Origin of the sequence: Methylobacterium sp. B1, from assembly GCF_000333255.1 — a bacterium.
Lineage (GTDB): Bacteria > Pseudomonadota > Alphaproteobacteria > Rhizobiales > Beijerinckiaceae > Methylobacterium > Methylobacterium fujisawaense.
In genome coordinates this window covers 1-11705 of sequence record NZ_BACT01000418.1, presented here as the reverse complement: position 1 = coordinate 11705, position 11705 = coordinate 1, and the positions used below count along the sequence as shown (strand labels likewise).

Annotated in this window: 10 protein-coding genes and 2 pseudogenes; 7 read left to right on the top strand and 5 right to left on the bottom strand. The window is 71.4% G+C overall.

Translation table 11 applies throughout. From position 1 onward, the window contains the following. A pseudogene (locus I53_RS12200) lies at nt 1–320 on the top strand (MFS transporter); the annotation flags it as partial. A gap of 75 nt (nt 321–395) precedes the next feature. Further along, a complete protein-coding gene (locus tag I53_RS12195; RefSeq protein WP_043351035.1) occupies nt 396–923 on the top strand; it encodes a DoxX family protein in 528 nt (175 codons plus the stop codon). Here the strand turns inward: I53_RS12195 and I53_RS12190 are convergent. Continuing rightward, nucleotides 924–2371 (bottom strand): annotated as a pseudogene (locus I53_RS12190) (MFS transporter). A 207-nt stretch (nt 2372–2578) separates the two neighbouring features. Between I53_RS12190 and I53_RS12185 the strand changes: the two are divergent. From I53_RS12185 to panE, 3 genes are all read left to right on the top strand, one after another. Then, nucleotides 2579–3469, top strand: coding sequence for a DUF3313 domain-containing protein (locus I53_RS12185; RefSeq protein WP_043351034.1), 891 nt, complete (start codon nt 2579–2581; stop codon nt 3467–3469). A 311-nt stretch (nt 3470–3780) separates the two neighbouring features. Then, on the top strand, nt 3781–5274 hold the full coding sequence (gene guaB / locus I53_RS12180; protein WP_043351032.1) for an IMP dehydrogenase: 1494 nt from the start codon (nt 3781–3783) through the stop codon (nt 5272–5274). A gap of 7 nt (nt 5275–5281) precedes the next feature. Continuing rightward, nucleotides 5282–6226 (top strand): 2-dehydropantoate 2-reductase, encoded by a 945-nt coding sequence (gene panE / locus I53_RS12175; RefSeq protein ID WP_043351030.1) that lies wholly within the window; start codon nt 5282–5284, stop codon nt 6224–6226. A gap of 21 nt (nt 6227–6247) precedes the next feature. Here the strand turns inward: panE and I53_RS33910 are convergent, their stop codons facing one another. Next, nucleotides 6248–6421 carry a hypothetical protein gene (locus I53_RS33910; RefSeq protein ID WP_164706329.1) on the bottom strand — a complete coding sequence of 58 codons (174 nt, stop codon included), beginning with the start codon at nt 6419–6421 and terminating at the stop codon, nt 6248–6250. 212 nt (nt 6422–6633) lie between these two features. Between I53_RS33910 and I53_RS12170 the strand changes: the two genes are divergently transcribed. Together I53_RS12170 and I53_RS12165 are read left to right on the top strand one after the other, a co-directional pair. Continuing rightward, nucleotides 6634–7935, top strand: coding sequence for an RsmB/NOP family class I SAM-dependent RNA methyltransferase (locus I53_RS12170; protein WP_043351042.1), 1302 nt, complete (start codon nt 6634–6636; stop codon nt 7933–7935). Between the two features lie 116 nt (nt 7936–8051). After that, complete coding sequence (locus tag I53_RS12165) at nt 8052–9065, top strand: alpha/beta hydrolase (protein WP_043351041.1); 1014 nt, start codon at nt 8052–8054, stop codon at nt 9063–9065. Nucleotides 9066–9069: 4 nt separating this feature from the next. Here the strand turns inward: I53_RS12165 and I53_RS12160 are convergent, their stop codons facing one another. From I53_RS12160 to I53_RS12150, 3 genes are all read right to left on the bottom strand, one after another. Then, entirely contained in the window at nt 9070–10308 is a 1239-nt protein-coding gene (locus I53_RS12160; RefSeq protein ID WP_043351039.1) for a hypothetical protein, read from the bottom strand. Between the two features lie 106 nt (nt 10309–10414). After that, nucleotides 10415–10939 carry a DUF2937 family protein gene (locus tag I53_RS12155; RefSeq protein ID WP_043351029.1) on the bottom strand — a complete coding sequence of 175 codons (525 nt, stop codon included), beginning with the start codon at nt 10937–10939 and terminating at the stop codon, nt 10415–10417. 94 nt (nt 10940–11033) lie between these two features. Beyond that, on the bottom strand, nt 11034–11705 hold a 672-nt coding region (locus tag I53_RS12150), incomplete at its 5' end, for a WD40 repeat domain-containing protein (protein ID WP_043351027.1).

Here is an 11705-nt window from a genome sequence, read left to right as displayed (position 1 = left end):
GGCTCGCCTATCATGGGCATCCGCCGCTCGCGCTGTTCCTGTCGATCCTGGCGGTCAACCAGTTCCTGATCAGCTTCGCGATGCCGAACTTCAACGCGCTCGCGCTCGAGCCGCTCGGGGCCATCGCCGGCACGGCCTCGTCGTTCCTCGGCTTCTACACGACGATCCTGGGCGCCTTCTGCGGCTTCCTGATCGGACAGGCCTTCGACGGCAGCGTCATGCCGGTGGCTGTCGGCTATGCGAGCCTCGGTGCATTGTCGTTGCTCGTGGTGGCCTGGACGGAGCGCGGTCGGCTGTTCCGCGGCGGCGTCGGCGGCTGATCCGGACGCCTTAACGCGGTCTTCAGCGGGAAGGCGTCAAGCTCCACGCCTGATCCCAGTCGACCGGACCCGCCCATGCTTGCCCGCGCCCAGGACGGAACCCTCCTCGCTGCGCGTCTGCTGCTCGCCGCCGCGCTCCTGCCGACCGGCATCGCGCGGGCGCTCAACGTCTCGGGCTTCGCGCTGACGCTTGCCGGCGCCGGCATGCCCTTCCCGAACGGTGTCGCCACGGCCGCCGTCGTGGTGCAGGTCTTCGGCCCGCTGGCGCTCATCCTCGGCGTGCTGCCGCGGCTGACCGGTCTGGCGCTCGCCGTCTTCGCCGCCGTGACGGCCTTCGTGCTCCACCCGTTCTGGCACTACGTCGGACCCGCCGCGATCGCCGAGCGCACGCTGATGCTCGCCGATCTCGGTCTCGTGGGCGGATTCCTCATGTACGCCCTGAGCGGCCCGGGCGCCCTGAGCTGGCAGGGCTGGCGTGCCGGAAACCGCGCCCCGGCGCCGAGCCCGAAGCCCGCATCCGCGAAGGCGTCCGGCAAGGCCGCCGCGTCGCGGGGCGGAGGCAAGCGGGCGGCCGGGCGCCCGCCCGCCCGGGCTGCCGCCTGATCAGCCGTGGCGGGGCCTCATCTCGGCGGTCGCGGACGGCGGCGCTGCGACCCTCTTGCGCCCGGAGATCTCCGCGCCGGCATCGTGCGACAGATTGCGGAACGCCAGAACGGAGGCTGCCGAGATCACCGCCACGGCGAAGAAAGCCGGCCCGAAATCGGCGGCCGCGATCTGCGTTCGGCCATGCCAATGGGCCGTTCCTTCCAGGGCCAGCGCGCCGAGCGTTACGCCGAGACTCAGCGACAATTGCTGGCAGACGCTGGCGAAGCTCGTGGCCGCGCTCATCTCGCGCGATTCGAGGTCGGCATACGCGATGGCGTTGATGCAGGTGAACTGGATCGAGCGCGCGCAGCCGCCGATGAACAGCAGGCCCACCATGATCCAGTGCGGCGTCTGCGCCGTGTAGAACCCGTTCACCGCCAGAAAGGCCGACGCCAGCACGGCGTTCCAGACCATCAGCGCGCGGAATCCGGTGCGGCGCAGGATCCGCGGACCCAGGGTCTTCACGAACATCGCGCCGGCTGCCGCCGCGAAGGTGATCAGGCCGGACTGCAGGGCATCGAGGCCGAAGCCGACCTGCAGCATCAGCGGCAGCAGGAACGGGATCGCGCCGGTGCCGATCCGGAAGAGGCTGCCGCCGAGCACGGCGACGCGGAAGGTCGGCCGCTGCATCAGGTCGAGGCGCACGATCGGGTGGGCGATCCGCCTGGCATGCGCCCAGTAGAGCGGCAGCAGGATCGCGCCCGCCGCGAGGCAGCCCCAGGAGATCGTGGCCGGCAGCAGATGTCGGCCCAGCGAGGCCAGCCCGAGCATCAGCGCCGCCAGCCCGGTGCCGAGCAGGGCGAAGCCGAGCAGGTCGAGGGGCGGCCGTTCCGCCTCGCGGATGTCCTCGAAGTACAGGCTCGCCAGCACGATCCCGGCACAGCCGATCGGCAGGTTGATGAAGAAGATCCACCGCCAGTCGAACCATGTCGTGATCAGGCCGCCGACCGGCGGACCCAGTACCGGGCCGACGAGAGCCGGAAAGGTGAGATAGGCGAGGGCGGTGACGAGCTGCGATTTCGGCACGCTGCGCAGGACCACGAGCCGCCCGACCGGCACCATCATGGCGCCGCCCATTCCCTGGAGGAACCGCGCCGCGACGAACCACGCGAGCCCGTTCGCGGCCGCACAGGCCAGCGAGCCCGCCATGAACACCACGAGGGCCGCGCGGAACACGGTCCGCGACCCGTAGCGGTCGGCCATCCAGCCGCTCACCGGGATGAAGATCGCGAGGCTGACCAGATAGGAGGTCAGCGCGAGCTTGAGGGCGATCGGGTCCTCATGGAGACTCGCCGCGATGCTCGGCAGCGCTGTGGCGATCACCGTGGAATCGGTGTTCTCCATGAAAAGGGCGGTGCGACCCGTCAGCGGACGATCCAGAGCGGTCTTTGAGCGGTCGCAGGCATCACACAGCAGACGCGTGTCGCGCCGCCGCGGTTGCACGGAAGCGCGGCCACCTCGCACCCTCGTGTTTCGCGAATGTATCCATCGTGCAACAGAGGTTGAGCCGCGGCGCGGAGCCACCTTTTTTGCGGGTGCGCCAATGGCTAAGTTTCCATCACGCGTCCGTGAGGCCGCTCCAGCCGGCCCGGGGCCGGCGCGCGAGGATTTCGATGCAGCCCAGCCCCAGCAAGGTCCGCTCCGTGGCGCGGATCGCCGCCGGCGTCGCCCTTCTCTCGATGGTTGCCGCCTGCGGCACCGTCCTGCTCAACGATCGCGGCTCGCTGACGCGCTACGACCGGCTGAAGTCCAGCGATCAGGTCGCCTCGGCCTCGCGGATCTACGTCGACCGGCCCGCGCTGGCGAAGGCGCGCACGGTCCGCATCATCCCGACGGCGTTTCACGCCGACGTCTCCGGTGCGGCGCCCCTGACCGCGGCCGAGCGCCGGCTCATCGCGAACGCCGCCGACCGGGCGCTCTGCTATGACCTGTCGTTGAAGTACGACATCGTCACCAGCCGCGACGCGGATCTGACCGTGCGCGCGCAGGTCACCCGCGTGGATCCGACGGATCTCCTCGGCGCCGGCGCGACCATCGCGGGCTCGGCGGGTGTGACCGTGGCCTCGCAGCTGGGTCTCAGCTTCGCGGAGGGGGTTGGGCGCGTGCCGATCCCGCGGGTGCCGATCGGGCTCGGGAGCCTGACCGTCGAGGCCGAGGCTCTGGACCGGCGTCGCGAGCAGCGGGCCGCCATGGTCTGGGGCGGAGCGGCGAATTCCTTCACCAGCCAGCCGCGCTTCTCCCGCGCCAGCGACGCCTACGACCTCGCCGGCGAGTTCGGCCAGGATTTCGGCTACATGCTGGCGACCGGCGAGGACCCGTTCACGGCCCCCAACACGCTGCCGACCTGGGACCGGATCCGCGTCACGACGCTCGGTGAGGCGCCGCTGGACCCCGATTGCGAGGCCTTCGGCCGCGCGCCCGGCATCGACGGCATGCTCGGCGATTATATTGGCCTGCCGCCCGAATATACCGACAAGGGGCCGGCCACGCCGGCCATGCGCTAGGGCGCAAGCCGCCAACCCGGTCTTCGCGGGCGAAGCAATCCACGACGGCGCTACACGCGAAGGCGCCGCCCTGGGTCGCTTGGCTTCATCCGAGACGAAGGGCGGCTGACGGTTGCGATCAACCGTCGCGGGGACTGCGCGCACCGCCCCGCGACCCGACCGGGCGTGGATAAGCCGCGAGCCCTGCGTGTTTTCGGGTTGCGACGCGTCGCGCGCGCATTGGCGCCGTCGCGGAGCCCGTGATACTGGCACTTGCCAACCCGATCCCGCAGCGCGATCCCTGCGCGCCCCCGTCCGAGGAAAGTTGGCACATGGCCCGAGTAGAAACCGCATCGATCATCGAGGGCCTCACCTTCGACGATGTGCTCCTGCGGCCCGCCGCCTCCTCGGTGATGCCCACCGAAGTGAACGTGGCCTCCCGGCTCACCCGCACAATCCCCCTGAACCTGCCGATCCTGGCCTCGGCCATGGACACGGTGACGGAAGCCCCGATGGCCATCGCCATGGCGGCCAATGGCGGCATGGGCGTCATCCACCGCAACCTGGAGCCGCCGGAGCAGGCCGAGCAGGTCCGCCTCGTCAAGAAGTACGAGTCCGGCATGGTGATGAATCCCATCACCATCCATCCCGACGAGACGCTGGCCGACGCCTTCGAGGTGATGAAGCTCAATCGGATCTCCGGAATTCCGGTGGTCGAGCGCGGCCCGAACGGTTCGCGGGGCAAGCTCGTCGGCATCCTCACCAATCGCGACGTCCGCTTCGCGACGAATTCGGCCCAGCCGGTTGCCGAGCTCATGACCCGCGACCGCCTGATCACGGTCCGCGAGGGCGTGACCCAGGACGAGGCCAAGCGCCTGCTCCACCAGTTCCGGATCGAGAAGCTGCTGGTCGTCGACGACCATTACCGGTGCATCGGCCTGATCACCGTCAAGGATATCGAGAAGCGGGTCGCCTACCCGCACGCCGTCAAGGACGAGCAGGGCCGCCTGCGGGTCGCCGCCGCCACGACGACTGGTGACAGCGGCTTCGAGCGGGCCGAGCGCCTGATCGACGCCGGCTGCGACGTCATCGTGGTCGACACCGCCCACGGTCACTCGATCAAGGTGCTCGACGCCGTCGCCCGGGTGAAGCAGCTCTCGAACGCCGTGCAGGTCATCGCCGGCAACGTGGCGACGCGGGACGGCGCCAAGGCGTTGATCGATGCCGGCGCGGACGCCATCAAGGTCGGCATCGGGCCGGGCTCGATCTGCACCACCCGCATCGTCGCGGGCGTCGGCGTGCCGCAGCTCACCGCCCTGATGGAGGCCGTCGAGGCCGCCAGCGAGGCCGGCATTCCGGTGATCGCCGACGGCGGCATCAAGTACTCGGGCGACCTCGCCAAGGCGATCGCGGCCGGCGCCTCCGTGGCGATGCTCGGCTCGCTGCTCGCCGGCACCGACGAGGCGCCGGGCGAGGTATTCCTCTACCAGGGCCGCTCGTACAAGTCGTACCGGGGCATGGGCTCGGTGGGCGCCATGGCCCGCGGCTCGGCCGATCGCTACTTCCAGGCCGAGGTGAACGACACCCACAAGCTCGTGCCGGAGGGCATCGAGGGGCAGGTCCCCTACAAGGGCCCCGTGGGCAACGTCCTGCACCAGCTCGCCGGCGGCCTGCGCGCCGCCATGGGCTATGTCGGCGGCGCCACGATCCCCGAGTTCCAGGAGCGGGCGCAGTTCATCCGCATCACCAATGCCGGACTGCGCGAGAGCCACGTCCACGACGTGACGATCACCCGCGAGAGCCCGAACTATCCGTCGCGGACCTGAGGGACCGATGCGCACGCTGATCGTCGGGGCCGGCGCGACCGGCGGCTATTACGGGGCGCGTCTCGCCGAGGCGGGGGCCGACGTGACCTTCCTGGTCCGGCCGGCCCGGGCGGCGAAGCTCGCCGCGGACGGCCTGAACGTCCGCTCCCCGCTCGGCGATCTGCACCTGCCCGATCCGCCCACCGTGACGGCCGACCATCTGGGCGAGGCCGGGCGGTTCGACCTGATCCTGTTGTCCTGCAAGGCCTACGACCTCGACAGCGCCATCTCGGATCTGGCGCCGGCGGTGGGTGCGGACACGGCGATCCTGCCCGTGCTGAACGGCATGTCGCATCTCGACGCGCTCGACGCCCGGTTCGGCGCCGAGCGCGTGCTTGGCGGCTCCTGCGCCATCGCGGCGACGGTCGCGCCGGACGGTGCGATCCGCCACATGAGCGAATTGTGCAGCATCACCTACGGTGAGCGGGACGGGTCGCGCTCGGCGCGGATCGAGGCTGTCGACGCCATGATGCGCGGCCTGAAGTTCCAGCCGCGCCTGAGCGACGTGATCCTGCAGGAGATGTGGGAGAAATGGGTGTTCCTGGCGACGCTCGCCGGAGCGACCACGCTGATGCGCGCCGCGGTCGGCGACATCGTGGCGGCGCCCGAGGGGACCGCCCTGATCGAAGCGCTCCATGCCGAATGCACGATCGTGGCCGCATCGAGCGACTTCGAGCCGCGCGCCATCGTGGCCGAGCGGGCGCGGGCGCAGCTGACGGCGGCCGGATCCACCTTCACGGCCTCGATGCTGCGCGACATCGAGAGCAAGGGTCGGATCGAGGCGGATCACGTGATCGGCGATCTGATCGCCCGCGGCCAGCGGCTTGCGCCGGAGGTTTCGTTCCCGGTCCTGACCGCGGTCTATACCGGCCTCAAGGCTTACGAGGCTCGGCGGGTGCGGGAAACGGCCTGAGCCGCGCCCCGCGCTGACGTCTCAGTAGCGGCCGGGGGGCGGCGCGGGCGGCGTGCCGTATTCCAGCTGCGTCTTGGCATCGACCCGCGGGCGCGGCGGCGGCGTCAGGTCCGGCTGCGCGGCGGGGGCGCTCGCGCAGGCGGCGAGGGAGGCGGTCACCAGGGCCGCGAGGGCGACGCGTACAATGGACGTCATGGGCTGAGGTACTCCCGGTATGCGCCCGGCGGCGGACCACACTGGTCCGGGACGGGCGGATGCCATACGACACGTGGCGGCCCGCACGGCGGCCCAACCGCGGCACGATCTGCGCCCCGAAGGTGCAGGAAGCTCGGCCGTATCGTGGCTGCATCGTGGGCCAAGCGTGGCCGTTTCGCGTCGTCGCCGACCCATTCCGGAGGATCCGACCCCTGACTCCCGCCGCTCGCTGCTCCGCCGCCATCGAAGTCCTGACCGATATCGCCGAGCGTCGCCGGCCGGCCGCCGACGCCCTCAAGGACTGGGGCCTCGCCCATCGTTTCGCCGGTTCGGGTGACCGCGCGGGCATCGCCAGCCTCGTCTACGATGCTCTGCGGCGCCGGGCTTCGGCGGCCTGGATCATGGGCGCTGAGACGCCGCGTGCCATCCTGATCGGCACGCTGCGACTCCAGCAGGGCCTCGCCGCCGCTTCGGTGGCGGCGTTGTTCACCGGGGAGCGTTTCGCGCCCGCACCCCTCAGCGACGACGAGCGCGCCCGTCTCGACGGTGGGACGCTGCACGACGCTCCTCCCGAAGTCGCGGGCGACGCCCCGGCCTTCGTGCTTCCGGATCTTGCGGCCACGCTCGGCGACGACCTCGTCCCGGAGCTGAAGGCGCTGGCGCGGCGGGCCCCCCTCGATATCCGGGTGAACGCCCTGCGCGGCGACCGCGACGCGGTGTTGCCGGCGCTGGCGGCCTTCGATGCCGCGCCGACACCCCACGCGCCGGCGGGTCTGCGCATTCCGATCGGGGCCGATGGGCGCGGTCCGGCGCTGCACGTGGAGGCGGAGTTCCTGGACGGCTGGTACGAGATCCAGGATGAAGGATCACAGCTCGCCGCACTCCTGGCCGCCCCCCGGGCCGGCGAGATCATCGTCGACCTATGCGCCGGCGGTGGCGGCAAGACCCTGGCCCTGGCGGCCGAGACCCGGAACGAGGCCCGACTGATCGCCACCGATGGCGATCCGCGCCGGCTCGCGCCGATCCACGAACGCCTGCGCCGGTCCGGCGCGGTGGCCGAGGTGCGGACCCCGCGGAGCGGCAAGGCACGGGCCGATGTGCTGGAGGATCTCGACGGTAAAGTCGATCGGGTCGTGGTCGATGCGCCCTGCACCGGATCCGGGACGTGGCGCCGGAATCCGGACGCCAAATGGCGTCTGCGGCCGGGAAGCCTCGCGCTGCGCACCGCCGAACAGGCGCAGGTCCTGGACCGGGCGGCGCGGCTCGTCAGGCCCGGCGGCCGGATCGTCTACATCACCTGCTCGCTGCTGTCGGCGGAGAACGACGCAGCCGTGTCCGGTCTGCTGTCGCGCTGGCGCGGTCGCTTCGATGTCGTCCCGGCGGAGGAGGTGCTGGCGGCAGGACCGGATTCGCTCCGGGCGGCGGTGCGGAGGACCGCCCACGGGATCCAGATGAGCCCGCTTCGGACCGGGACCGACGGTTTCTATGTCGCGATCATTGCGCGAAAGGCCTGACGCGCGCGGACACGACGGAACCGACGGCGGTTGCCGGGGCGTTTGACCCGCTCATCTTAAGGAGTCGGGACCGCCGACGAGCGGCCCCGTGCGCGGCTTGATCAGAGGGGATGCCCTTGCGGCTCGACCGCCGTTTCCTGCTCGCGGGCCTCGGAAGCATCCTGGGCCTTCGCACCGCCCGCGCGGAGGTCCCCGGGGAGACGGCGCCCCAGCCGGCGCCGCACGAGGCGGTCCGGGCGCTTCCGCGCTCCCTGCCCGGCGCGGATCTGCAGGTGATCGATCTGTGGCCCGGCGAAGCGCCCGGCGGCGGCGACGGGCCGAAGGCGGACGGTTACCGCTACGTCGAGGGCCGATTCGGGGACATCACCCGGGTGTCGCGGCCCTGTTTGCTGGTCATGCGACCGGCCAATCCGAACGGCGCCGCCATGATCGTCGCCGCGGGTGGCGGATACGAGTTCATCTCGCTCGGCAACGAGGGCGTGCCGGTCGGACGGGTCCTGAACGCCGCCGGGATCACGGTCTTCCTCCTCGTCTACCGACTGCCGGCGGAGGGCTGGGGTTCGGGACCGGACGCGCCGCGGCAGGACGCCCAACGCGCCCTGCGGCTCGTCCGGGCGCGCGGCGCGGAGTTCGGCATCGATCCCGGCAGGGTCGGCGTCCTCGGGTTCTCGGCGGGCGGCCACCTGATGGGCGAAACCGCGGTGGGCAGCGCCCGGGACCTGTACGCGGGCGTCGACACCGCCGATGCCCTGCCGATCCGGCCGGCGCTGGCCGGGCTGATCTACCCGGTCATCACCATGCGCAAGCCGTTCGACCGGACCGCGACCCGCCGCATCCTGGTCGGCGACGACGTCACCCCCGACGAGATGAAGACCTACTCGGTGGACCTGCAGGTCGGGCCCGAGACGCCGCCGACCTTCCTGGTTCAGGCCATCGACGATCCCATCGCCGTGGCCGACCATCCGCTGCTGATGTTCTCGGCCCTGCGGAAGGCGCGGGTTCCGGCCGAGTTGCACCTGTTCGAGCGCGGCGGCCACGGGTTCGGCCTCGGTGCGCCCGGTACCCCCGTGGCGGCGTGGCCCGGCCTGTTCCTGGCCTGGATCCGCCTGCACGGCTTCCTGCGCGCCTGACCGCTTACTCCTCGCGGGCCTGGATCCTGGGCAGCTTGGCCACCTTCGGCCGGCTGGTTCGGAACTGACCTCGCTCCACAGCGACGAAGACCACGATGGCGATGGCGACGGTCGTCAGCCACCACACCGCCGTCAGCCCCACGCTCAGGCAGGCCACCGTGAAGGCGGCCGCGAAGCAGCCCATCGCCCCCGGCACCAGGGCCGGCCCGTCCCGCCCAGCCCGCCGAATCGATGCATACAGGGCGAAGGCGGCGGCCAGCGCACCGACGATCCGGAGCTCGTACCAGAACTCGAACAACGCCGTGGTCGGAGCATTGGCCGGCAGGAGGCCGACCAAGCGGCCGCGTAGGGCCGTCTCGAAGCCGTGCCCGGTGATCAGCCGCACTGGATCGGCGGTCACCACCTTCTGCCAGCTCTTCAGCGACAGCACGGGGGGCGCGAGCGGCCCCATGAGGGCGGCGCCCACCGGCCGCGCCAGGAAGGGCAGAAGCGGCGCAGCCGCGAGGAGAGCTGCCGAGAGGACGGCGGTGAGCATCACGCCCAACCGCGGCCGGTAGCTCGTCACCGCGAAGGCGACGGCGCCGACCGACAGTGCGGCGATCTGGGTCCCGTCCGGCTGGACCGTCAGGGCGAGGGCGACCAGCAGCGCGAGGCCGAGCGCCTCCCGGTCGCGGCGACGGGATCGCAGCCATGCGAGCGCGGGCCAGAGCAGAAGGATCAGCAGGACGAGGCCGCGATCCAGCGCGCCGTCATCCTCGACACCGGACGGCGCCATGTGGGCGCCGAACAACCCGAGCATGATCGCCACGATCCCGCCTGCCACGACGCCGAGGGGCAGGAGGTAGAGATTCGCCGAACGCATCCGGTCGGGGAGCGCGAGATAGCCGAGGAGGGCGAGGCCGATCGTGGCGCCCAGATTGGCCAGACGCTCCAGGGCCGGCCCGAGGAACGGGGTCCACGTCAGCGAGAGAGCCGACCACAGGACCACCAGCATCCCGGCCAGGAAGGCCGGAGCGGTCAGGAGGCGGTAGGTCGCCGGGCGCACCGGACGCTGGCGCCGGTCGATGACGCTCGCGATGATCAGCAGGATCACGGCGATCGGTGCGAGGATCACCGAGGCGCGGCGGGCGACCTGCGCCAGGACCGGGAGAACCACGAACAGACCGAAGAAGCCGATGCGCCGCAGCAAGGCGGCGGCGTCGAGCGCCGGATCGATGGTGGTGGAGGTCGACGCGCGCGGCATCATGCGCCTTCTTCCGGACCGGGACGGCCGGATCCCTGCTCGATACGCAAGGCTCGCGCAAGCTGCTGTAGACGTGGCGCCACACTCTCGGGCGCGTGAACCGCGCTCAGGCGACGGTTGCAGTCTCCCGCGGGCGCCGACGCACCGCCCGCCGGCCCACATCCGAGGCGACGCGCCAGCCGCCCCACGCGACGAAGAACCCGATCAGGCCCGCGGCAAGGCCGTCGGCGCTGGTGGGGATGGCCGGGCTGAAGTCCCGATAGGCCGCCTCGGCCACGGGCAGGTCGGGATCGCGCAGCATCGCCACGACGCGCCCGAGGGGGCTCGTCGCCGAGGCCAGGGCCTGCTGCTGGGCGCTCAGGCGGGCGAGACGCGCGATGTCCGCCTGGGCAGCGTCGCCGCGGCGGGCGACCAGCTGATCCGGATTGGCGCGCAGCCGATCGACGGCGCCGTCGCGGGTCGTGCCGGATGCCTGCGCGTCGGATACGAGCACGGCCACCTGGCGACGCAGCTCGTCGGCGGCGCCGCCGAGCCGCTGAGCGTATTGCTGAGCGAATTCCGGCGCCTGCGCGGCGACGACGCCGCCCAACAGGCCGAGCGCGAGGCCGAGGGTGCGGAACACGCGAAACATGTCTGGCCTCTGGTGCGGGAATCGACCCCGGACAAAGAACATGCCGATGGTCGCGGTTCCAGCCGGAGCCGCGACAGGCTTCAGCCCGGCAGCGTCAGCCGGGCAGCGTCAGCAAGCCCGCCTTGCCGTCGGCACAGCCGAACAGCAATCGGCCGCCTCGGCCATCCCAGGCGAGCGCGGTCACGCCGCTGCCCGATACGGCCGGACGGACCAGGAGTTCGGCCGCGTCGGTGAAGCGGACCAGCAGGATGCAGCCATCCTCGTAGCCCATGGCCAGAACCGGCGCCTTCGGGTGGAACGCCACCCGGGACACGCGGGCCGGACGGACGCCGCATTCCCGCGGAGCCTTGCCGGTCGGTCCCTCCTTGGAGTCGAACGGCCAAATGATCGCCGCCTCGGCGCCGCTCGTGGCGAGCCAATGGCCATCGAACGACCAGGACATCGAGCGGACCTTGCCGGGATAGCCCGACATCCGCATGTGGCCGCGATCCGGCTGGAGCCGCCAGCCGTGCAGGCTGTTCTCCTGCATGGTGGAGACCACGAACCGCCCATCCGGCGACCACGTCACGTCGATATGCGAACCCTTCCAGCCGATCACCTCGGCGGGCGTCTCCAGGTTCGGGTACCAGAGGCTCACGCCGTTGTAGTGGGCGACTCCGAGGCGATACCCCTTGGGCGCGAATACGAGGCCGCGGGCGGAGGAAGGCGCTTCGAAGGTCTTCTCGCGACCCTTCGCGTCCCGGGCCACGACCGTGCGGCCCGCCGA

Coding starts and splice junctions, on each gene's coding strand:
- I53_RS12195 (WP_043351035.1), top strand. CDS start 396: ATGCTTGCCCGCGCCCAGGACGGAACCCTCCTCGCTGCGCGTCTGCTG.
- I53_RS12185 (WP_043351034.1), top strand. CDS start 2,579: ATGCAGCCCAGCCCCAGCAAGGTCCGCTCCGTGGCGCGGATCGCCGCC.
- guaB (WP_043351032.1), top strand. CDS start 3,781: ATGGCCCGAGTAGAAACCGCATCGATCATCGAGGGCCTCACCTTCGAC.
- panE (WP_043351030.1), top strand. CDS start 5,282: ATGCGCACGCTGATCGTCGGGGCCGGCGCGACCGGCGGCTATTACGGG.
- I53_RS33910 (WP_164706329.1), bottom strand. CDS start 6,421: ATGACGTCCATTGTACGCGTCGCCCTCGCGGCCCTGGTGACCGCCTCC.
- I53_RS12160 (WP_043351039.1), bottom strand. CDS start 10,308: ATGCCGCGCGCGTCGACCTCCACCACCATCGATCCGGCGCTCGACGCC.
- I53_RS12155 (WP_043351029.1), bottom strand. CDS start 10,939: ATGTTTCGCGTGTTCCGCACCCTCGGCCTCGCGCTCGGCCTGTTGGGC.